This window comes from Maricaulis parjimensis, assembly GCF_016817355.1.
GTDB lineage: Bacteria > Pseudomonadota > Alphaproteobacteria > Caulobacterales > Maricaulaceae > Maricaulis > Maricaulis parjimensis.
This window is the reverse complement of sequence record NZ_JADOTT010000009.1, coordinates 84,446-107,352: the sequence shown is the minus strand read 5'-3', so window position 1 is coordinate 107,352 and position 22,907 is coordinate 84,446. Positions and strand designations below refer to the sequence as shown.

The window sequence follows — 22,907 nt, the reverse complement described above, 5'->3', positions numbered from 1 at the left end:
ATTTTTCAGAGCAGCCAGAAGCGCCGGTTCAGACGGCGTTCGCACCGGTCGATCTGGGCCTGGTAGCGGCTGGCATCTCTGGCCACGGTATCGGCCGCATTGATCAGCCAGGAACGGCCGCGATAGCTGCCGCGATTATAGCCGCCATGACCCTCGTGATAGGTCAGGTAAAGCTCGCGGGCCTGATGCGGCTGCACGCCGGACAATTGCCGGCTCTTGCTGGAATACCAGCCGACAAAATCCACGGCATCGCTGAAATCATCACGGTCGGCACCGCGGCGGCCCGTATCCTCGCGATACCAGTCCCAGGTCTGGTCGAGTGCCTGGGCATAGCCATAGGCGCTGGACGGGCGCGAAGTGGGGATGATGCCCAGCAGACGGTTGCGGGCCGGGCGGGCATGGGCGTTGAAGGAGGATTCCCGGCGCAGGATGGCCAATTGCACACCCGGCGGAATGCCCCAACGCTCTTCAGTGCGCTGCAGGGCGCGCCACCAGGAGCGATTGTCTTCCAGGATCAGACAGGCATCCGTGACCTGGTCCGGCGGCCGGTGGCCGCAGGCGGTCAGCCCGAGGAGGGCACAAAAGAGAACGAGGCCTGCACGTGTCATGCGTGCAAGCCTCGCTGATCAGGGTTAACCGGCGGTTGCCGGTCGCCGGATTTTCGCGTCCTAGAAGACCAGGCGCATCACCAGGCGGGCCGTGTGGCGGACGAGTTCGTCGCGGACATCGGCATCATAGTCGAAGGAGAAGGTCGAATAACCAGAACCCGCCGACAGGCCGAAGCCGAACAGGAAGCCGGAACCCGGCACCTGCTGCGAGCGCAGGGTGAAGACGTCATTATAGTCGACGAAGCTGACATCGGTTTCGACTTCATCGCCCGCGAACTCGCCGCGATAGCCGACGCGGACATGCGGCGACCACCAGGAGTCATTGCCTTCATAAACGGCACCGAAGGTCAGCAGGCCGGAACCGGTGAAGCTGGTCGATTCACGCTCGGAAACGGACAGGTCGATACCGATACCGCCACCGCTTTCGACATAGCTCTCCTCGAACAGGGCGAGATAGTCGACCGAAACGGCCGGGCGCACGTAATAGCGGCCGCCGAATTCGAAATCGCGGGACAGGCGGGCAGAACCGGAAACGTGATAGCCGGTCCATTCGGCCGTCGGCAGGGCATCGAATTCGCCGATCAGGACGCGGCGATTATGTTCGAAACTGTCGAAACCGCCGGCACCATACAGGTCTAGATTGAGGCCACCGATTTCCGTACCGGCATACACGCCCAGCTGGGCGGTGAGGGCGGACATCGGGTCGTCCACGCCTTCAACCTCTTCGACTTCGCTGGCTGCCGCAACAAAGTTCAGGCCGACGGCGGAGAACATGCCCAGCGGACGGTCAAAGCCGACGGCGACGCCGATACCCTGGCCGCGATAGCCCGGACCGAAGGCATTGCCGGCCCGGTCTGCGAAATAGGCGAATTCCTGCAGCCACAGGCCACCGGTCTCGTCCGGGCTGCGGCGGACCGCTTCCAGACGGTTGGCCAGGGCGCCGGTGGCGCTGTCATTGGCCGCAAGGGCAAACTGGATGGCACCGGCCGTATATTCCGGCAGCAGCTGGTCATAGGCCGCACGGAACGTGTCCTGACTGGTCAGGGAGGCGAGGGCGGCGCCCAGGGCCTCATTGTCCGACCAGGTGGCAAAGGCGGCGTCATAGGCGGCAGCCTGGTTCACATCGAAGCCCAGGGCTTCGGCGGATTTGCGTTGCAGGGTCAGCAGGATGACGTTCGGATCGTTCGGGTCGATTTCCAGCGCCGCTTCGTAAAGGAAGGGGGCGGGGCTGTCATTCAGCGTGGCGAGGTCTTCCTCGATCACCAGATTGCCGGCGCGGATGAGCTCGAACTCACCGCCATTGCCGATCAGGTTCGACAGGGAGACGGACAGGCGTGATCCGGTCTCGAAGACGAGATCGCCCGAGGCCACGATATTGCGCAGCGAATTCGCTTCGGCATCGACTTCCATCAGCAGCACGGCACCGTCGCCGAAACGTGCATCGGAAATGTTCAGCGCACCACTGCCGACAAGTTCCAGCGTCGCCAGGTCCACGGCAATCGACAGATTGCCATCGCTGTCCGTTACAGCGCTGACGACATAGGGCAGTTCGGCGTAGAGCGCGTCTTCGTCCAACTCGTCCAGTTCGCCGGCGGCGATCAGGCGCTGGATTTCATTATAAACCGTCGTCCCGTCGATCACGAGCGCGTCCTGGCCATCGCCGAAGGAGATGGCGCCATTGATCACGCCGGCTTCGACGAGGAAGGAATCATCGCCGCTGCCGAAGCGGACATCGCCGATCATGTAGATCTGCTGGTCGACAATGGTCAGTTCGACCGTGTCGTCATTGCCGTCATCCGGGATCGGTTCCCAGTACTGGCGGAAGGTGATGCCGGTCGAATTGGCGCTGCCATCAAAGGCGACGAGCTCGAAATCGGTCCGGTCATCCGGCGTGATGACATTATTGTCGGCGTCCAGATAGGAGCCCAGCGGCGAGCGGGTCACCTGGATGATGCCGGTATTGGTCACATTGGTCAGCGTGCCGGACTCGTCGATCACGCCATAGGCGTCGCCGCCGAAATTGGACTGGGCGACGATGGAACCATTATTGACCAGTTCCTCGAACACGGCGCCGTCTTCGATCAGCAGGGCGTAGGACGTCCCGGTGACGGCATTCTCGCGGCCGACACTGTTGTGCGTGGCGGTGATGTCACCGTCATTCACGAAGATCGGCAGGAAGGCGCCCTGGTCGAGATGGATCGCAATGGCCGGCGCGTCGAACTCGCGCGTATAGGCGATCGCGGAAATCCCGCCGGTCAGCAGCCAGCCATGGGTCAGGCTGGCCGTGTAGAAACCACCCATCCCGTCATCCGCACCGCCGATATAAAGGCCGGTGGAGGAGGCGTCATTGAGCGCGGAATTGGTCGAGATCGTGCCGCGCATGACGAAGGAATAGGACAGCGGGGTTTCCGGCAGGCTTTCATCGACATCCGTCGTGTCGGCATTGTCCTCGACAGCCGGCTGGATCGCTTCACCGATCGTGATGTCGCCGCTGGAGGCCAGGATCTGCATGGCCGGGGCCGAGCCGCGGAAGGCAATGCCCGAGGTCCGGGTCACCCGGTTATCATCGGTGGGCGCGTCGAACAGGATACCGTTCGCAATACTGCCCTCGACAGAAATGGCAGAATTGGCCTGCCACATGTCATCCTCATCCAGCGTGGCGAGAAACTCGTCATTGTTGGAATAGGAGGAGAAGCGATAGGCCGTGCCGGAAATCGTGCCGCCCAGATAGAAGCTGCCGCCGACATCGCCCTGGACGCGGACGCCATAACTGTCTTCGCCGCGGAAAGAGATGCCGGCGAGAAGGTCGAGATCACCGGAAAGGTCGCCTTGCAGGTCCAGCGCCGTCGACCGGTCACCGATGACCGATAGCGCGCCTTGCAGGCTGATATTGCCGTCAATCCCGGTGAGGACCTGGAGACCGGCGGAATCATTGCCGATGACGGAAATGGAGCCGCTCGAATCCATGATGACATCGCCGACGAAATTGCCGGCACCGTCGACCAGGACACCGATCCGGTTGCCGCCGATCGCCGTCGGCCCATCCGCATTCGGGAAGTCGGCATCGGCCTCGTCATCATCATCGACCGGGCGGCTCTCCGCCTCCACGGCGATGTTGCCACCGATATTCAGATCGCCCGTATTGCCGCCCACGACATGAATGCCGATCCCGCCATCATCATCGCTGATGATCTCGATCTCGCCATCCATCGTCACGGAATTGTCGCTGTCCAGCGTTACCGCCGTACCCGGGGTCGCCAGGACGACGCGGCCCGTCGAGGTGATCACGATATTGTCCGGACCACCGCTCGTACCGGCTGTCGAGGTCGCGACGGATGTGGTGATCTCGTCGGTGATTTCCCGGTCTGCAAAGGCGGACGGGGCCGCGACGGTCAGCGTGACAAGGGCGCTGGCGAACATGTAACGGCGACGCATACGAACTCCTGAAAGGACTTCCCGAAAACGGGATTGCCGGACGGTTGATGATTTGTAGCGAATGCTTTGCGCCGCGTCGACCGTAACGGCTGTCTCCGAGCAGCCGCTTTAATGATCCCGCCATGCAAAACGGCCGGGCGCAGGGCCCGGCCGTCTCGGATTGTCGCTGCAGGGCAGAGCCTAGCAGGAATAGTACATGTCGAACTCGACCGGGTGCGGATGCATTTCGAAGCGCAGCACCTCTTCCATCTTCAGCTCGATATAGGCGTCGATCTGGTCGTCATCCATCACGCCGCCCTTCTTGAGGAAGTCGCGGTCGGCGTCGAGCGATTCGAGGGCCTCACGCAGCGAACGGCAGACCGTCGGGATGCCCGTGAGCTCTTCCGGCGGCAGGTCGTAGAGGTCCTTGTCCATCGCTTCGCCCGGATCAATCTTGTTCTCGATGCCGTCGAGGCCCGCCATCAGCAGGGCGGTATAGGTCAGGTACGGGTTGCCGGCCGGATCCGGGAAGCGCGTTTCGATACGCTTGGCATTCGGCGAGGACACCCACGGAATACGGATCGATGCGGAACGGTTGCGGGCCGAATAGGCCAGCAGGACCGGCGCTTCAAAGCCCGGCACCAGGCGCTTGTAGGAGTTGGTCGACGCATTGGCGAAGGCGTTGATCGCGCGGGCGTGCTTGATGATGCCGCCGATATAGTGGAGGCAGGTTTCCGACAGGTCGGCATAGCGGTCGCCGGCGAATTGCGGCTTGCCGTCTTTCCAGATCGACTGGTGGACGTGCATGCCGGTACCATTGTCGTTCCACACCGGCTTCGGCATGAAGGTCGCGGTCTTGCCATAGGCGGCGGCGACGTTCTGGACCGTGTATTTGTAAAGCTGCATCCGGTCGGCCATCACCGTGAGCGTGGAGAATTTCATGCCCAGTTCGTGCTGCGACGGGGCCACTTCGTGGTGGTGTTTCTCCGGCTGGCAGCCCAGCTCCTCGAGGACTTCGAGCATCTCGGTCCGCATGTCCTGGGCGCTGTCGATCGGGTTGACCGGGAAATAGCCGCCCTTGGGACCCGGACGGTGACCCATATTGCCACCGGCGAATTCGGCACCGGTATTGTACGGGCCTTCTTCACTGTCGAAGCTGTAGCCGGTGTTTTCCTGCTTCGTGGACCATTTCACATCGTCGAACACGAAGAATTCGGCTTCCGGACCGAAATAGGCGGTGTCGCCGATGCCGGAGGATTTCAGGAAGGCTTCGGCCTTCTTCGCCGTGGTGCGCGGATCGCGGTTATAGGCTTCGCCCGTACCCGGCTCGAGAATGTCGCACAGCATGACCAGGGTCGGCTGCTGGTAGAACGGGTCAACCACGGCGAGGGCCGGGTCCGGCTTCAGCACCATGTCGGACTCGTTGATCGCCTTCCAGCCGGCGATGGACGAACCGTCGAACATGATACCGTCTTCGAAAAAGTCCTTGTTCACTTCCGACCGGTCGAAGGTGACGTGCTGCAGTTTGCCGCGCGGGTCGGTAAAGCGAAGATCGACATACTTGATGTCTTCGTCTTTGAGTTTCTTCAGAATTGCGTCTGACATGGCCGGGCTCCGGAGTTTCGATCAGCGAATTGGGTTAAAGCGCATCACGGCCGGTCTCGCCGGTCCGGATGCGAATGACGCTCTCGATCGGGCTGACGAAGATCTTGCCGTCGCCGATCCGGCCGGTCTGGGCCGCATTCTGGATTGCCTCGACCGCCGCGTCGACACGGTCGGCCGGCAGAACGAGTTCGATTTTGATTTTGGGAAGGAAATCGACGACGTATTCAGCGCCGCGATAGAGTTCCGTATGTCCCTTTTGCCGACCGAACCCCTTGGCTTCGATAACAGTCAGCCCTTGCACGCCGATCTCCTGCAAGGCTTCCTTCACGTCATCAAGTTTGAAGGGTTTGATGATGGCTTCGATTTTCTTCATCACGGACTCCATGATCTCGCCGCGACGCTAGAGCCGGGCCGATACGAGACAAGACGGAAACGGTACTCACAAACAGAGGTCACGCGAAATGCCTGATTTCGAGGCAAGCGTGCCACACAATAGGGCGACCATGCACGAAGCCGTACTCAAGACCAAGGACTGCGTGCGCTGCGATCTATACGCGGTTGAAAACGGTGTGTCTTCGCAAAGCCTTATGACGAAGGCCGGGACGGCCATTGCCGACGCGATTCGAGCGCGTTGGGCGCCGCGTGATATCCGGGTCCTGTGCGGGCCGGGCAATAATGGCGGAGACGGATTTTTCCTTGCCGAAAACCTGAGGAAAACCGGCTGGCCGGTCCGGGTCGCCCTGCTTGGCGAGCGCTCCCGTCTGCAGGGCGACGCAGCCTGGGCCGCGGGCCTGTGGTCCGGCAAGATCGAATCGGCGGAGCCCGGCTTCCTCGAGGGTGCGGACCTGATCGTCGATGCCCTGTTCGGGGCCGGCCTGTCGCGTCCGTTGGACGGCGCGGCGGCGGACCTGGTCCAGGCCATGGCGGCAGCAGCCTGTCCCAGGATCGCCGTGGATTTGCCGTCCGGCATGTCCGGCGATGCCATGGGCGAGGGCGGTTTCGCGCCTGCTGACCTGACCGTGACCTTCCACCAGTGGAAACCCGCGCACCTGCTCGAACCGTTTGCCACAGGCTGCGGCGAACCTGTTCTCGCCGATATCGGCATTCCCGCGGGCTGGGCGGACAGTGTCGTGCCCATGGCCCGTCTCAATCATCCCGATCTGTGGTGGTCCGCGCTTCCCGTAGCGGGACCCGGGGACCACAAACACGCCAAGGGCCGCCTGGTCGTGTTTTCCGGCGGGGCGAGTGCCACAGGCGCGTCGCGCCTTGCGGCCCGGACCGGCCTGCGGGCCGGCGCCGGGCTTGTCACCCTGGCCACGCCGCCCGCCGCCCTGCTTGTGCAGGCTGCCACGAATGACGCCGTCATGGTGAAGCGCTGGAATGAAGCCGGGGACGCGGGGGACTTGCTCGACGCCTTGCGGGCGAATGCCGCTGTCATCGGGCCCGCCCTCGGTCTGGACGGGCACGCTGTCGCCACCGTGCTCTCCAGCACCACAGCCGGGTGTGCCCGCGTGCTCGACGCCGATGCGCTGACCGATTTCCAGGATGCGCCGGACAGGCTGTTCAAGGCGCTCACCCCCGCCGATGTGCTGACCCCGCATGAAGGGGAGTTCCGCCGGCTCTTTCCGGATCTGGGTCCGGAAACCGGCAACAAGATCGAGCGCGTGGCGGCTGCGGCAGACAGGGCAGGGTGCACCATCCTGCTCAAGGGGGCCGACACGGTGATCGCCGCGCCCGGCCATTTGCCCGTGATCAACCGCCATGCCGACCCGGCGCTGGCCACGGCGGGCAGTGGTGATGTCCTGGCAGGCCTGATCGGTGGCCTGCTCGCCCAGGGCGTTGATCCCTTCCACGCTGCCTGTGCGGCAGCCTGGCTGCATGGCGATGCCGGCAAACGTCTCGGAACGGGTCTGATCGCGGAGGACCTGCCGGATGCCTTGCCGCGTGTCTTGCAAGCCCTGCAACGAGATCAGCGCCGCCGCGCGGCCCGCAGTCATCTCCTGGCGCATAGGAGCTAAGCGCTGCAGGGGCTTGGCTCTTTGTGCGGCTCAGTTCATCTTCGCCGGCTCATTTGACGGATATCCCGATGGCTTCTGAATCGACCCTTCCCCGTTCCCAGCAACTCGATGCCGATGCGCTGATCTTCCACATGAAACCCGTTCCCGGGAAGCTGGGTGTGGCGCCGACCAAGCCGATGGCGACACAGCGGGATCTGGCCCTGGCGTACTCGCCGGGCGTGGCCGCGCCGGTGCGGGCGATCGCCGAGGATCCGGAGACGGTCTACGACTACACCTCCAAGGGAAACATGGTCGCCGTCGTGTCCAACGGCACGGCCATTCTGGGCCTGGGAAATCTGGGCGCCGCAGCCTCCAAACCGGTGATGGAAGGCAAGGCGGTCCTGTTCAAGCGCTTCGCCGATATCGACGCGGTCGACATCGAGGTCGACTACACCGATCCGGACAAATTCATCGATTGCGTGCGTGGCTTCGGCAATACGTTCGGAGGCATCAATCTGGAAGACATCAAGGCACCGGAATGCTTCGAGATCGAACGCCGGCTGCGCGAAGAGCTCGATATCCCGGTCTTCCATGATGACCAGCACGGCACGGCGATCATCGCGGCGGCCGGACTGATCAATGCCTGCGACCTGACTGGCAAGCGCCTGCAGGATCTCAAAGTCGTGCTGTGTGGCGCTGGCGCCGCCGGTCTGTCCGTTCTGGAACTCATCGAATCCATGGGCGTGAAGTCTGAAAACACGACGGTCGTGGACATTGAGGGTGTCGTCTATACCGGCCGCCCGGGCGGGCATGAGCGCCTGATGAAACACGCCATCGACACCGACAAGCGCACCCTGGCCGAAGCGGCGGAAGGGGCGGACGTTCTGCTCGGCCTGTCCGCGGCCGGTGTCTTCACCAAGCAGATCGTCGCCTCCCTGGCGCCCAATCCGATCATTTTCGCCATGGCCAATCCGACCCCGGAAATCACGCCGGAAGAGGTCAAGGAAGTCCGCGATGATGTGATCATGGCGACGGGCCGGTCCGACTATCCCAACCAGGTCAATAACGTCCTCGGCTTCCCCTATATCTTCCGCGGCGCGCTGGATGTGCGAGCCCGCACCATCAATGAAGAGATGAAGATCGCTGCGGCCAAGGCGCTCGCCGCCCTGGCGCGCGAGGATGTGCCGGACGAGGTGGCCAAGGCCTACCAGGTCGAGCGTCTCCAGTTTGGCCGCGATTACATCATCCCCACCCCCTTCGATCCGCGCCTGATTTCCTGGGTCCCGCCCTTCGTGGCCCAGGCCGCAATCGATAGCGGCGTGGCCCGCCGTCCGATTCCGGAGAGCGAGAGCTATCGCCAGGTCCTGGCCCGCCGTCTCGACCCGACCGCCGCCCTGCAGCAGCGCATCGCCGGCTCCATCCGCGCCGCACAGAAGACGGTCGTCTTTGCCGAGGGCGAGGAACCGGCCGTGATCCGCGCCGCCTATGGCTTCCAGACCCAGGGTCTGGGCAAGGCCATCCTGGTGGCCCGCGAGGATGTCGTGGCGGCCAATATGAAAGAGCTCGGCATTCCGGCCGGTTCGCTCGAGGTCTGCAATGCCCGCCTGTCCGAGCACAACCAGCTCTATGCCGACCATCTCTATGAACGCCTCCAGCGCGACGGCTATCTGCGCCGGGACGTGCAGCGCCGCGTCAATAATGACCGGAATGTCTTCTCCGCCTGCATGCTGAAAATGGGTCATGCCGACGGCATGGTCACCGGCGTTACGCGTCACTCCAATGTCGTCCTGAAGGATGTGGAGCTTGTCCTCGATCCGCTGGAAAACAGCCGCACGGTCGGTGTCACGGCGGCGGTGACCCGCGGCCGCACCCTGGTGATCGGCGATGTGTCCGTGACCGAATTCCCGGACCCGCAGGCGCTGGCCGAGATCGCCATCGCGACGGCCCATTCCGCCCGCCGGCTCGGCCTGACGCCGCATGTCGCCTTCCTGTCCTATTCCTCCTTCGGCAACCCGCCGGGCGAGCGGACGGCCAAGATCCAGCACGCGGTCTCGATCCTCGACGAGCTGGGCGTGGACTTCGAATACGAGGGCGAGATGGCCGCCGATGTGGCGCTCGATCCGGAGCATCATCTGCTCTATCCCTTCTCCCGCCTGACCCAGCCGGCTAATGTCCTCATCATGCCCGCCGTCCACTCGGCCTCCATTGCCGTACGCCTTCTCAAGGCGGCCGGCGGGGCCACGGTGATCGGTCCGATGCTGGTGGGGCTGGAAAAACCGGTCCAGATTGCGCGTCTGGGGGCTTCGGTCAGCGATATTGTCAATCTGGCCGGTATTGCGTCCTATGATCTCAATAAGGGTCTGGCCTGAGGCTTTAATCTCAAATTGAGAGCTGTGTGGGATGCTTGCCCGCTCTGATGGAGGGGTAACCATGATCAAGCACGTCAAAAGCCTGGCCTGTTCCGCAATTGTGATGGCCGCAGGTCTGGTGGCCGCGCCGGCCCAGGCCCGGGAAGAAGGCGCGCCGCTGGCCGGCCAGGTCTGGGAGGTCAACATTCTCCCGGTCGGGCGTTTGCAGACCCAGGCCTATTCCTTTGCCTTCCAGGCGAATGGCTGCATTGAGATCAATGCCGAGCTCAACAGCGACTTCTCTTCGACGTGTGATTCCCAATTCGCCATCCTGACGGCCGAGGGCGCAGAAAACGGCGAAATGAGCTGGGAGATCGATTTCTCCTATGTCGATTTCCGCTACCTGTTCAGCTACGGCACCTACAATGGCACCTCGACGGGACATGCCAACAGCCAGGCGACCTGTTCCGGGTTCACGGTGACACCCGTGGGCGGATCGATCGAGCAGACCGACTGCGCTCTGCCGCATGACGGGCAGCAGTTTGAACTGATCAGCGTTGTCCGGACGCAATAGGGCGTCGCAAACAATTCACAGTCATTTGACGGCCATGGCGTGCAGACAGGTGGCCCGCTTCCTATCTATGCTCCTTCCAAGCGAGTGAGGGACAGCTTATGGCCGGACGGTCTGCACACGACATGACGGAAGGACCGATCTTCGGGCATATCGTCCGGATGATCATGCCGATGAGTTTCGGCATCCTCGCCATGATGCTGGTCGGGATCATCGATACCTATTGGGTCGGCACGCTGGGCACCGCCGAGCAGGCCGCCGTTCAGATGAGTTTCCCCGTCACCATGCTGGTGATGAGCGTCTCCATCGGTCTGGGCGCCGGGGCCGTCTCCGCGGTCTCGCGGGCGGCCGGCCGCAAGGATGGCTCGTCCATCTCCCGCATCTCCACCGATGCGATGATGCTGACCCTGTTGTCAGTCGGGGCCGTGTCCTGTCTGGGCATTCTCTTCGTCGAGCCGATCTTCCAGGCGCTGGGCGCCAGTGCGACCATGCTGCCGCATGTTGTCGACTACATGACGGTCTGGTTCGCCGGCATCGTCCTGATCGTCGGGCCGATGGTGGCGGGCAATATCCTGCGCGCCCTGGGCAATACAGTTGTGCCCTCCATCATGATGATGGCCGCCGCCGCCGTGAACCTGGTCCTCGACCCGATCTTCATTCTCGACGACGTCTTCGGGCTTTTCCCGGGACTGGGATGGGGCGTGTCCGGTGCCGCCCTGGCCACCGTGGCCGCCAATGCAGCGACCTTTGCCATGGTCCTCTGGTATCTCGTCTTCCACGAGAAACTGCTGGATTTCAAATGGGAGGATCTGGGCGAAGTCTGGCATCACTGGATCGATATTGCCCGCGTCGGCATTCCCGCCTGCATCTCCAACATCTTCAATCCGGTCGCCATGACGGTCGCCATGTCCGGCCTGGCCATGGCCCGCTTCGGCGATGCCGCGGTTGGCGGTCTCGGCGTGGCCGGCCGTGTCGAGGCCTTCGCCATCGTCCCGCTCTTTGCCCTGTCTGCCTGCATGGGGGCCATCACCGGCCAGAATGGCGGTGCGGAGCGCCTCGACCGGGTCCGTGAGACCTTCCGCAAGGGCTTCCTCTTCTGCATCGCCTGGGGGCTGGGCGTGGCCGCCATATTGTGGATCGGTGCCGACTGGATCGCCGCCGCCTTCCTGCCGGGCGAGGAGGGCCGGGCTGCGGCCGTGGAATACTGGCGCATCGCCTCGCTGACGATTGGCGGCTATGGCATCACGATTGCCGCCAGTGCCGGCTTCAACGGTCTGGGCCGGCCGGCTCATGGCATGGCGATCACCGCGGGCCGGGCGCTCGGCCTGATGATCCCGCTCGTCCTGGTCGGGTCCTACGTCTTCAACACGCCGCAGGGTGTGATCATGGGGATTGCTGCGGCCAATATTCTGGCCGGCTCGCTGACCGCGCTCTTCGTCTTCACCCGCGCCAAGATGACGGCCAAGCACGGCAAGGTGCGCCAGCGCAAAACGCCGGTCGTCGAGAACGCTCCGGTCGCAGAAGACCCGGCCTAGCTCTGAGAGTCAGCGTCGGGTGAGGGCGCCGGCCAGTTCCGGCTTCCCGTTGAGGCTGGGATGCGGCACGGGCACAAACTCCGCGTCCTCCGGCCAGATCCAGCGCTCTTGCGGGAAGAGCGCGTGCATCGCCTCCAGCGAGCAGCCATAGGGCGGACCGCCGCGCTCATCCTTCTGCATGAACAGGGCGAGCAGCTTGCCGCCCGGCTTGAGCCATTTGATCAGCGAAGCCTCATAAGCTTCACGCAAGCGTGGCGGGATGGCGCACAGGAAGGTCTGCTCATAGACCCGGTCAACCGGCTGGTCGGGAGACCAGGCGGCATGGCCCGGTTTCAGGATATCGCCCTGGATGGTGACGGCGGAGAGCTTGTCTTCCGCGATCCGCGCCTTTTGCCAGTCGATCGCGGTCTCCGACAGATCGGCAGCGGTGACGTTCAGCCCGGCACGCGCGAAGGCGGTGACTTCCGGACAGCGTCCGCATCCCGGGATGATCACGCTCATGCCCGGTGCCAGTTCTCCGGCCTCCAACCACATCCGGGCGGCCGGATGCACATCTCCGCGTTCCCAGGGCGTGTCATCGGCCCGGAAGCGTTCTTCCCATTCAAACGGGGGGCGTTCGTCTGTCTCGTCGCGCATTACATTAAATTACGCGCTCTTTGAGCGGGGTCTAGGCCGCCTTGTGCGTCCGGTAGATGTCGACCATGGAGAGCGGCTGGATCGGTGCCGGTACCTGGCGATCAGAAATCACGGCCTGGCCCGAAAAATAGCGGATGCCGGATTCCCGTGCGCTTTTCAGCACATAAAGATCCCGCACATCCTGCAGATAGGTGTCAGCCCCCAATTGGCCGGCTGCCTCGACGAAGCGGCGCAGGGCACTCATGTCATGATCCATCAAACCGGCCGAATTCTGGTTCGACGGCGGCTTGCAGCGCCAGCCGAACAGCCGGATTTCCAGATCTTCAAAATCTGACAAGTCGATATCGCCAAACGGGATTTCTGCCATCAGGCCAACGCCCGTCTCTGCCAGCTCGCTGAGTGCCTTGGCGCGGGCCGTACTGTCATCCATCCCGTCAAACCGCACCAGGAAAGCGCTCCGCACCGTATCCGGAAGGCTGTCAAACCGCGACAGGATCTGGGCGCGATCATCCCGGCTGGCCCATGTCTCGGCATGGATGGACAGGCATATCTGTGTGGGCTTCTTCGCTTTCACCGAGCGCATCAGGGCATCAAAGCCCGCATTCTGCGCCATGTGATCCAGCGCAGCCTGATCGACCGGCGCCATCCGGGTTTCCGCGACCCGCCGCCCGTCCAGCGCCCGGCCGCCAACCCAGACTTTCGGGCGGCAGGCATTGCCCATGATCTGCTGGTTCTTGCCGTCCCAGACCGGTCGGAACCAGGAAGACAACGCGCCATCGCCCCGATCTTCCGGCGCCACGGCAGAGGGGCGGGGGATTTGCCGGCCTTCGTCCTTGTCCTGTTTCGGTTTGGAAGCCGGCCTTGCCGCGGCCGCTTCAGACAGCGCGGTCAGGGCACCGGCCGCCAGTTTCACGGTCCCGGTCTCGACCTTCATGGCCTGTGTTTCCGGTGAGCCCAGGAAGAATTCGCGCAGGCGCTCCGCGATCGCGTCCAGACGATCGGTCACGATCAGTGCCGGATCCGACAGCACGACCAGAAATCCGTCGCCGGCCTGCAGCACTACGTCCTTGTTGGTGAGTTCGCGTTCGATGAGCTGTCCGGCGGCGGTGAAGACCCGCACTTTGATCCGGGCCCAGGCATCGCCGGCCTCTTCGCGGATTTCCTTCAGCCCGACCAGTTTGAACTGGCCGACATCAATGTCATCCCGCCCTGCGAGCGCCGCCTTCAGACGGGTTTTCAGATCAGTATTCAATGCGCTCGGCCCCAACCGGCAGCTTCAGGTTAACCCTGATAACCTGTTGCGTCTTAATGCCAGATTTAAATGCGTGTGCCGCGCTTCATCGCCGCCGCCGCGAGCCGTGCTTGCACACGCGCAAACCCCATGTCATGAGGCGATATGGACCTGCGGATGTGGCGGAACTGGTAGACGCGCTGGATTTAGGTTCCAGTGCCGCAAGGCGTGGAGGTTCGAGTCCTCTCATCCGCACCATTGCTGCAATCAGTGCGGCGCAACCGCTCCGCAGCGTTGCACGCCACGAATCCCCATGACATAACGCGCGCTCGTTTTTGCACGCGGATATCATCCGCACGAACTGTAACATCTAAGGCCAACCCATGAACGTCATCGAGAAATCCTCCGAAGGCTTGAGCCGTACCTACGAGATCACCTTTCCGAAAGATGATCTGAAAGCTCGCCTGGATGCGAAGATCGAAGAAATCCGCCCGGAAGTCCGCCTGAAAGGCTTCCGCCCGGGCAAGGTGCCCTCCAGCCACATCCGCAAGATGTTCGGCGAAAGCATCATGGGTGACCTGCTCAATGAGCTGGTTCCGGAAACCACCCAGAAGACGCTCGATGAGAAGAATATCCGCCCGGCCACCCAGCCGGACGTGAAAGTGGTCAGCGAAGCCAAGGACGTGATGGGCGGCAAGGCCGACTTCACCTTCGAGATCTCGCTGGAAATCATGCCCGACTTCGAGCCGGCCGATCCGGCCAAGCTGAAGATCGACCGTCCGGTCGCCGATGTCGAAGACGCTGAAATCAACGAAGCGCTCGAGCGCCTGGCCGGTGAGAACCGCGAATTCTCCGCCAAGAAGGGCGGCAAGAACGCCAAGGCGGAAGAGGGCGACGTCGTCGTCATCGATTTCGTCGGCAAGCTGGATGGCGAGCCGTTTGAAGGCGGTTCCGCCGAGGATGCCCGCGTCGCTATCGGCGATGGTGCCTTCATCCCGGGCTTCGAAGAACAGCTGATCGGCGCCAAGACCGGCGAAGAGCGTGAGCTGAACGTGACCTTCCCGGAGAACTACCAGGCTGCACACCTGGCCGGTAAGGCTGCCGTGTTCGACGTCACCGTGAAGGCCGTCGAGGCCCCGGGCGAAGCCAAGGTCGATGACGAGCTGGCCAAGCGTCTGGGTCTGGATGATCTGGACGCCCTGAAGGACGCGCTGAAGTCCAATTTCGAGCGTGAGCACGCCCAGCAATCCCGCATGAAGACCAAGCGTCACTTGCTGGATGCCCTGGATGCCGCCCACACCTTCGACCTGCCGCCGAAAATGGTGGAAGCCGAGTTCGACAATATCTGGCGCGAAATCCAGCACGCCATCGAGCACGATCACCTCGAAGACGAAGACAAGGGCAAGTCGGAAGACGAGCTGAAGGCCGAGTATTCGGGCATTGCCGAGCGCCGCGTGCGCCTGGGCCTGGTCCTCGCCGAGATCGGCCGTCGCAACAATGTCGACGTGACCCAGGAAGAACTCTCCCGCGCCATCAACCAGGAAGCCGTGCGCTATCCGGGCCAGGAGCGCCAGGTGGTCGAGTTCTACCAGAAGAACCCGCAGGCCGTCGCCCAGCTGCGCGCGCCGCTCTATGAGGAAAAGGTCGTCGACTACATCCTCGAACTGGCGGACGTGTCCGACGTGACCGTGTCCAAGGACGCGCTCTACGCGGACGAGGACGAGGCTCCGGCCAAGCCGGCCAAGAAGGCTCCGGCCAAAAAGAAGGCCCCGGCCAAGAAAGCCGCAGCCAAGGCGGAAGACGGCGAGAAGAAGCCGGCCGCCAAGAAAAAGGCTCCGGCCAAGAAGGCAGCTGCCAAGTCTGATGACAAGCCGGCCGCCAAGAAGGCTCCCGCCAAAAAGGCTCCGGCCAAGAAAGCGGCCAAGAAGGACGCCTGATCAGGCCCTTCCAGGACACACAGAAAACGCCGGTGCCACCCGCACCGGCGTTTTTCTTTGGGCGTTTGGTCGTGGATATTAACCGCGCTTGCGCAGGCCTTCCTGCAGGACGTGCCTTGCACACAGGCCCGGGCACCGCAATATTTGTAATACCCGTCTGAAGTGAATCGGCGCCATCCGGCTGCCGTAACCCCAAGGAGCGCGACATGTATGATCCCCAGGACGTGGCGATGAATCTGGTTCCGATCGTCGTCGAGCAGACCAGTCGGGGCGAACGCTCCTTCGACATTTATTCGCGCCTCCTCAAGGAGCGCATCATCTTCGTGACCGGTCCGATTGAAGATCACATGGCGAGCCTGATCATCGCCCAGCTGCTCTTCCTGGAATCGGAAAATCCGAAGAAGGAAATCTCCATGTACATCAACTCGCCGGGCGGTGTGGTCTCGGCGGGCCTGGGGATTTACGACACGATGCAGTACATCCGCAGCCCGGTCTCCACGATCTGCCTGGGCATGGCGGCCTCCATGGGTTCGCTCCTGCTGACGGCCGGTGAGAAGGACATGCGCTTCGCGACGCCGAATGCGCGCATCATGGTGCACCAGCCCTCCGGCGGTTTCCGCGGCCAGGCTTCGGACATTGAACGCCACGCGGCGGACATCATGAAGATCAAGCGCCGGCTGAACGAGATTTACGTGCACCACACCGGCCGCAAGTATGAAGAAATCGAAGCTGCCCTGGATCGCGACAACTTCATGTCGGCCCAGGAAGGCCTGGAATTCGGTCTGATTGACCAGGTCCACGAGACGCGTGGAACCGGTGAAAAGGATGGTGACTGATCCGCGGACGTGATCACACGATGAAGCTTTGGTGGTTGATCACCACTGCGTCCGTGTGATCGAATAAGCAGGGTTGGAAACCTTTCGCTAAAGTTCGGCCCTGATTTTGCAGGAAGCTGAACGCGAAAGCAGGCATAATCTTGTGTCTGCGGGTTGAATTGGAGCTGTCATGAGTAAGACGACGGGCACAGACGGCGAGTCGAAGAACACGCTCTACTGTTCTTTCTGCGGAAAGAGCCAGCACGAGGTTCGCAAACTCATTGCCGGGCCCACCGTATTCATCTGCGATGAATGCGTCGAACTCTGCATGGACATCATCCGTGAGGAGAACAAGTCCTCCCTGGTCAAATCCAAGGAAGGCGTTCCTTCCCCGCAAGAAATCTTCGGCGTTCTCAACGATTATGTGATCGGCCAGTCGCATGCCAAGCGCGTGCTCGCGGTCGCCGTGCACAACCACTACAAGCGCCTCAACCACGCGTCCCAGAATGCGGATGTGGAACTGGCCAAGTCGAACATCCTGCTGATCGGCCCGACGGGTTGCGGCAAGACGCTGCTGGCCCAGACGCTGGCGCGCATCCTGGATGTGCCCTTCACCATGGCCGACGCCACCACGCTGACCGAAGCCGGTTATGTCGGTGAGGATGTCGAGAACATCGTCCTGAAACTGCTTCAGTCCGCCGACTACAATGTCGAGCGGGCCCAGCGCGGCATCGTCTATATCGACGAGATCGACAAGATTTCCCGTAAGTCCGACAACCCGTCCATCACGCGTGACGTGTCGGGTGAGGGCGTGCAGCAGGCCCTGCTGAAAATCATGGAAGGCACGGTTGCCTCCGTGCCGCCGCAGGGTGGCCGCAAGCATCCCCAGCAGGAATTCCTGCAAGTGGACACGACCAATATCCTCTTCGTCGTCGGCGGCGCTTTCGCCGGTCTCGACAAGGTGATCTCCCAGCGTGGGCAGGGGTCCTCGATCGGCTTCGGTGCCGATGTGCGTGAACCGGATGCCCGCCGCACGGGCGAAATCCTGCGCGAAGTGGAGCCGGATGATCTGCTGCGCTTCGGCCTGATCCCGGAATTCGTCGGCCGTCTGCCGGTCATCGCCACCCTGGAAGACCTCGATGAGGACGCCCTGGTGCAGATCCTGACCGAGCCGAAGAACGCTCTGGTCAAGCAGTACCAGCGCCTGTTCGAGATGGAAGGCGTGGGCCTGACCTTCACCGAGGATGCCCTCAAGGCCATCGCCAATCGAGCGATTGCCCGCAAGACGGGTGCCCGCGGTCTGCGCTCCATCATGGAAGGCATCCTGCTCGAGACGATGTTCGAACTGCCCAGCCTGGAAGGCGTGGAAGAGATTGTGGTCAATGGCGAAGTCGTTGAAGGCAATGCGAAACCGCTCTTCATCTATGCGGAACGGCAGGACGACAAGCGCACCGGCGCTTGATTTCGGGTCACAGCGTATCCACCTTTTGAGTCAGAAAGGGTGGGGCGGTCACTCCTCGCGGAGCCGTACTGCATCCTGCCCGGTTTGAGTCACGAAATCCGGGGGTTCGCCCCCGGATCACGACGCGCCCGATGATAAGGGCGCGCAGGAGTTATAATGTCCGATACCAAGACACTTCCGCTTCTCCCGCTTCGGGACATTGTCGTATTTCCGCACATGATCGTGCCGCTCTTCGTCGGGCGCGAGAAATCGGTCAAGGCGCTGGAAGAGGTGATGAAGGCGGACAAGCAGATCCTTCTGGCCACCCAGAAGAGTGCTGCCGATGATGAACCCCAGCCCGATGCGATCCACAATACCGGTGTGATCGCCTCTGTCCTGCAATTGCTGAAACTGCCCGACGGGACGGTGAAAGTCCTGGTCGAGGGTGGTGTCCGCGTCGACATCACCGGCTACACGCCGCGTGAGGAGTATTACGAGGCCCTGTGCAGTGTGATCGATGAGGACACGGGCGAGGATGCGGAGCTGGAAGCGCTGATGCGCACGGTCGCCGCCAAGTTCGACGATTACGTCAAGCTCAACAAGAAAGTGCCGCCGGAAGCGCTGGCTTCCCTGTCCCAGATCACCGAGGCAGGCAAGCTGGCGGACAGCATTTCCGCTCACCTCGCCGTGAAGATCGAGGACAAGCAGGCGCTGTTGGAAGAGCCCGATGTCGTGCGTCGTCTGGAACGCATTCTTGGCCTGATGGAAGGCGAGATCGGCGTGCTGCAGGTGGAGAAGAAAATCCGCTCGCGCGTGAAGCGCCAGATGGAGAAGACCCAGCGCGAATATTATCTCAATGAGCAGATGAAGGCGATCCAGCGCGAGCTGGGTGAGGGCGATGACAGCCGCGAGGAACTCGCCGAGCTGGAAGAACGCCTGGCCGAAGCCAAACTGCCCAAGGAAGCCCGCGCCAAGGCCGATGCCGAGTTCAAGAAACTCCGTCAGATGAGCCCGATGTCCGCGGAAGCGACCGTCGTGCGCAATTATCTCGACTGGATCCTGGCGCTGCCCTGGAACAAGCGGAAGCGTCTGAAGAGTGATCTCAATCGCGCCGAGGGCATTCTTGAGTCCGATCATTACGGGCTGGAAAAGGTCAAGGAACGCATTCTGGAACACCTGGCGGTCCAGGCGCGCACCAAGAAGATGCGCGGCCCGATCCTGTGCCTGGTCGGCCCTCCGGGCGTCGGTAAGACCTCGCTCGGCCGCTCCATCGCCAAGGCGACGGGCCGCGAATTCGTGCGCATGTCGCTGGGCGGCGTGCGGGATGAGGCCGAGATCCGCGGTCACCGCCGCACCTATATCGGCTCCATGCCGGGCCGCATCATCCAGTCGATGAAGAAGGTGAAGGCGGCCAATCCGCTTTTCCTGCTCGACGAGATCGACAAGCTCGGCGCCGATTATCGCGGCGATCCCGCTTCGGCCCTGCTCGAAGTGCTCGATCCGGAACAGAATGCCACCTTCAACGACCATTATCTGGAAGTTGATTACGACCTGTCCGACATCATGTTCGTGACCACGGCCAACTCGCTCAACCTGCCGCAGCCGCTTCTCGACCGGATGGAGATCATCCGCATCGCCGGCTATACGGAAGACGAGAAGGTCGAGATCGCGAAACGCCACCTCATTCCCAAGACCCTGAAAAACCACGGTCTCAAAGAGGGTGAGTGGGCACTGGAAGAAGCCGGTCTGCGGGATCTGATCCGCTATTACACCCGCGAAGCCGGTGTGCGGAGCCTGGAGCGCGAGATTGCCAATCTGGCCCGTAAATCGGTCCGACAGATCGAAAGCGGGAAGGCGACCAGCGTCACCATCACGCCGGACAATCTCGGCGAATATGCCGGTGTCCGCAAATTCCGCTTCGGTGAAACCGACAAGGAAGACCAGGTCGGCATCGTCACGGGTCTGGCCTGGACGGAAGTCGGCGGCGATTTGCTCACCATCGAAGCCGTGCGCATGCCGGGCCGCGGAAACATGAAGGTCACGGGCAATCTGAAGGACGTCATGAAGGAGTCCATCTCCGCGGCGAATTCCTTCGTCCAGTCCCGCGCGCCCTCGCTCGGCATCAAGCCGACCGTGTTCCGCTCGTCCGACATCCACGTCCACGTGCCGGAAGGCGCCACGCCGAAAGATGGCCCGTCGGCCGGTATCGGCATGATGACGGCCATTGTCTCCGTGCTGACCGGCGTGCCGGTGCGCAAGGATATCGCCATGACCGGCGAGATCACCCTGCGCGGCCGGGTCCTGCCGATCGGCGGCCTCAAGGAGAAGCTTCTGGCCGCCCTGCGCGGGGGTGTGAAGACGGTCCTCATCCCGCAGGACAATGAAAAGGATCTCGCCGAGATCCCGGACAATGTGAAGGCGGGCCTGGAGATCATCCCGGTGGAAACCGTCGACCAGGTCCTGCGCCACGCCCTCACCGAAGCGGTCGAGCCGGTGGAATGGACCGAGGCCGATGAAGCGGCCCTGGCCGCCATCGCCTCCCAGCCCTCCGGCGAGACCGGCGGTCCGGCCGTCGCCCACTAGGCTGGCTGAAAACCGGAAAGAAGAAGGGGTGGCTCCGGCCACCCCTTTTTTTTGCCCCGTCACGCTGGACACATTTCTTGCGCATCCAGCTGCATGTTTCGGGAATTGCGCATTGACCTTGCACGAAACCGCCGCCAAGGTGCGCGCATGACTTTCGCGACGTTCTATTTTGCTGGCTATTTTACCAACGCAACCCGTGTGGGGGCGGTGGCCGGCTGACGCGCGCGAAAGCGACGAGTTTACCAGGGCCTCCCCCACCGGGGAGGCCCTTTTCTTTTGCCTGAATGAAGGACGAGCATCATGGCGAGTGGCAAGAGCCGGGACGAGATCCGCGAGGAAATCACGGCGATCGACCGGGAATTGATCGAGGCGATCGCACGGCGATCCGATCTGGTGGAGGAAATCCTCGAGGCCAAGGTGCGCAGCGGTCATCCCGTGCGTGACCGCGAGCGAGAGGCTGCCGTTCTGAAAGGGGCCCTGGAACTGGGCCGCGAGAAGGGCGTGCCGGACAAGGTCGTCGAGGACTTGTTCCACAATCTGTTCGAGATCTCGATCCGCCGCCAGCGCGAGCGTTTCGACAGCATGCGCAATGCCGAGCTCAATGAGGCCAGCGTCGCCTATCTCGGCGGTCCGGGCAGTTACAGCCATATCGCGGCCCAGAAAGTCTTCGAACGCCGTAATGCCACCGTCGTCCCGTCACCCAAGCGCGACTTCATCTCGATTTTCCGCTCGGTGGAGAATGCCGAAGTCGATTTCGGCGTCATCCCGATCGAGAACACGACGACCGGTTCGATCAATGAAGTCTATGACATCCTGATCAATTCCAAGACCCAGATCATCGGGGAGTTCTTCCTGCGCGTGGATCACTGCCTGGTGGGCAAGGCCAGCGGGCAGGGGCGTCTCAACCGCGTCTATGGTCACCCGCAGGCGCTCGCCCAGTGCCGCCGCTACATCTCCTCCCATCCGGAGCTGGAGACCCATATGGCCGCGTCCACCACGCGGGCGCTGGAGCGCCTTCTGGAAGATGATGACACGGCCTGCGCCGTCGCCGGTGAGGATGCCGCCCGCCTGTTCGGCATGGACATCCTGGAGCGCGGGATCGGAGACCACGAGCAGAACATCACCCGTTTCATCGTGATCGGCCGCAAATCCTCCTTCCCGACCCGGGAAGTGGAGAGCAAGACCTCGATGATGTTCACCACGCGCGACACGCCGGGCTGTCTCGTCGATGCCCTGCTGGGCTTCCGCGACAATGGCATCAACCTGGTGAAGCTGGAATCGCGTCCGATTGCCGGCAATCCCTGGGAAGAGATGTTCATCATGGATGTTGAGGGGCATGTCGAGGACAAGCCGATCAAGGAAGCCATGTCCGTGCTGGAAGAACATACGCGGGAGATCAAGCTGCTGGGTTGTTATGCGGCCGATGCGATCGACCGGGTCAGCGCGGCTGAGTAAGAACATACCCGACGTACGAATGAACATTGTTCGCCCTGCCAAACCGGCCTAGTTTGCAGGTATGGGAACGACGCCGAACACTGAAACCCGGCCGGCTTCGCGGCCGCGCGGCCGACCGGGTTTGACACCTGAGGTCCGTGAGCAAGCGCTTGCGGCCGCAGGGGAATTGCTGGCCGAGGAAGGCCTCAAGGGCATGCAGGCCCGCACGATTGCGCGCCGCGCCGGCCTGTCCGTGGGCTCAATCTACAAGCTCTTTGGCGATATTGATGACCTGATCCAGGAACTGAACCTTCAGACCTATCAGGACATCGCCGATCATCATGACGCGGCCCTGGCCGCTGCCAAACTGCCGGAAACGGCCGTCCATGATCGCCTCATGGTCCTGGCCCGGGCCTATATTGAATTCGTGGTCAGCCAGAATGCGCGCTGGAGCGCCTTGCTGACCTTCAATGCCCGGCATGGCGCGGCCCTGCCGAAGCCATATCATGATGTCGAGGATGAGCTTCTCAACATCATCGCCAATGAACTGGCCCGGGCGCCGGGCTTTGCTGATGTGGACCATCGCATGCGGGCATCACGGGCTGTCTGGGCTGCCGTGCACGGCATCATCACGGTCGGCCTGCCCAATGCGCGGGTCAGTGATCCTGTCTCCGAAGTCCTTGCCCAGATTGACCTCGTCGTGACGGGCATGTTGTGCAACGCTGCACAGCGTCTCTGACGGGGACTTGCCA

The 22,907-nt window shown here is 62.5% G+C and carries 16 protein-coding genes and 1 tRNA gene; 11 read left to right on the top strand and 6 right to left on the bottom strand.

The annotated features are described in order from the left end of the window. Positions 1 to 5 precede the first annotated feature (5 nt). The 4 genes from I0K07_RS14025 to I0K07_RS14010 form a co-directional block, all read right to left on the bottom strand. On the bottom strand, positions 6 to 608 hold the full coding sequence (locus tag I0K07_RS14025) for a transglycosylase SLT domain-containing protein (protein ID WP_203294487.1): 603 nt from the start codon (positions 606 to 608) through the stop codon (positions 6 to 8). Between the two features lie 60 nt (positions 609 to 668). Then, the gene (locus tag I0K07_RS14020; RefSeq protein ID WP_203294485.1) at positions 669 to 4,043 is read right to left on the bottom strand and encodes an autotransporter family protein; all 3,375 of its coding nucleotides are present in this window, start codon (positions 4,041 to 4,043) and stop codon (positions 669 to 671) included. Positions 4,044 to 4,223: 180 nt separating this feature from the next. Next, the gene (glnA, locus tag I0K07_RS14015; protein ID WP_203294483.1) at positions 4,224 to 5,627 is read right to left on the bottom strand and encodes a type I glutamate--ammonia ligase; all 1,404 of its coding nucleotides are present in this window, start codon (positions 5,625 to 5,627) and stop codon (positions 4,224 to 4,226) included. A gap of 34 nt (positions 5,628 to 5,661) precedes the next feature. Beyond that, positions 5,662 to 6,000, bottom strand: a complete 339-nt coding sequence (locus I0K07_RS14010) for a P-II family nitrogen regulator (RefSeq protein WP_203294481.1) — start codon at positions 5,998 to 6,000, stop codon at positions 5,662 to 5,664. Positions 6,001 to 6,130: 130 nt separating this feature from the next. Between I0K07_RS14010 and I0K07_RS14005 the strand changes: the two genes are divergently transcribed. The 4 genes from I0K07_RS14005 to I0K07_RS13990 all read left to right on the top strand — a co-directional run bounded on the left by I0K07_RS14005 (position 6,131) and on the right by I0K07_RS13990 (position 12,078). Then, on the top strand, positions 6,131 to 7,645 hold the full coding sequence (locus tag I0K07_RS14005) for an NAD(P)H-hydrate dehydratase (protein WP_203294479.1): 1,515 nt from the start codon (positions 6,131 to 6,133) through the stop codon (positions 7,643 to 7,645). A 68-nt stretch (positions 7,646 to 7,713) separates the two neighbouring features. Further along, on the top strand, positions 7,714 to 9,993 hold the full coding sequence (locus I0K07_RS14000) for an NADP-dependent malic enzyme (RefSeq protein WP_203294477.1): 2,280 nt from the start codon (positions 7,714 to 7,716) through the stop codon (positions 9,991 to 9,993). 61 nt (positions 9,994 to 10,054) lie between these two features. Continuing rightward, positions 10,055 to 10,546 carry a hypothetical protein gene (locus tag I0K07_RS13995; protein ID WP_203294475.1) on the top strand — a complete coding sequence of 164 codons (492 nt, stop codon included), beginning with the start codon at positions 10,055 to 10,057 and terminating at the stop codon, positions 10,544 to 10,546. Between the two features lie 98 nt (positions 10,547 to 10,644). Then, positions 10,645 to 12,078 (top strand): MATE family efflux transporter, encoded by a 1,434-nt coding sequence (locus I0K07_RS13990; protein WP_203294473.1) that lies wholly within the window; start codon positions 10,645 to 10,647, stop codon positions 12,076 to 12,078. 9 nt (positions 12,079 to 12,087) lie between these two features. Here I0K07_RS13990 and I0K07_RS13985 read toward each other — a convergent pair whose 3' ends face one another. Together I0K07_RS13985 and I0K07_RS13980 are read right to left on the bottom strand one after the other, a co-directional pair. Then, positions 12,088 to 12,714, bottom strand: coding sequence for a methyltransferase domain-containing protein (locus tag I0K07_RS13985; protein ID WP_203294471.1), 627 nt, complete (start codon positions 12,712 to 12,714; stop codon positions 12,088 to 12,090). A gap of 31 nt (positions 12,715 to 12,745) precedes the next feature. Continuing rightward, the gene (locus tag I0K07_RS13980) at positions 12,746 to 13,966 is read right to left on the bottom strand and encodes a hypothetical protein (protein WP_203294469.1); all 1,221 of its coding nucleotides are present in this window, start codon (positions 13,964 to 13,966) and stop codon (positions 12,746 to 12,748) included. Positions 13,967 to 14,118: 152 nt separating this feature from the next. Here I0K07_RS13980 and I0K07_RS13975 point away from each other — a divergent pair. The 7 genes from I0K07_RS13975 (at position 14,119) to I0K07_RS13945 (ending at position 22,894) form a co-directional block, all read left to right on the top strand. Continuing rightward, positions 14,119 to 14,203 (top strand) — tRNA-Leu (locus I0K07_RS13975). A gap of 125 nt (positions 14,204 to 14,328) precedes the next feature. Next, positions 14,329 to 15,882 (top strand): trigger factor, encoded by a 1,554-nt coding sequence (gene tig, locus I0K07_RS13970; protein WP_203294467.1) that lies wholly within the window; start codon positions 14,329 to 14,331, stop codon positions 15,880 to 15,882. Positions 15,883 to 16,088: 206 nt separating this feature from the next. Then, entirely contained in the window at positions 16,089 to 16,718 is a 630-nt protein-coding gene (locus I0K07_RS13965; RefSeq protein WP_203294465.1) for an ATP-dependent Clp protease proteolytic subunit, read from the top strand. 169 nt (positions 16,719 to 16,887) lie between these two features. Then, positions 16,888 to 18,159, top strand: a complete 1,272-nt coding sequence (clpX, locus tag I0K07_RS13960; RefSeq protein WP_203294463.1) for an ATP-dependent Clp protease ATP-binding subunit ClpX — start codon at positions 16,888 to 16,890, stop codon at positions 18,157 to 18,159. A gap of 156 nt (positions 18,160 to 18,315) precedes the next feature. Next, positions 18,316 to 20,721: an endopeptidase La gene (gene lon / locus I0K07_RS13955; protein WP_203294461.1), complete on the top strand. Its 2,406-nt coding sequence runs from the start codon at positions 18,316 to 18,318 to the stop codon at positions 20,719 to 20,721. 300 nt (positions 20,722 to 21,021) lie between these two features. Continuing rightward, positions 21,022 to 22,176, top strand: coding sequence for a prephenate dehydratase (pheA, locus tag I0K07_RS13950; protein ID WP_203294459.1), 1,155 nt, complete (start codon positions 21,022 to 21,024; stop codon positions 22,174 to 22,176). A gap of 121 nt (positions 22,177 to 22,297) precedes the next feature. Continuing rightward, complete coding sequence (locus I0K07_RS13945; protein ID WP_203294457.1) at positions 22,298 to 22,894, top strand: TetR/AcrR family transcriptional regulator; 597 nt, start codon at positions 22,298 to 22,300, stop codon at positions 22,892 to 22,894. The last annotated feature ends 13 nt before the right edge of the window (positions 22,895 to 22,907 follow it).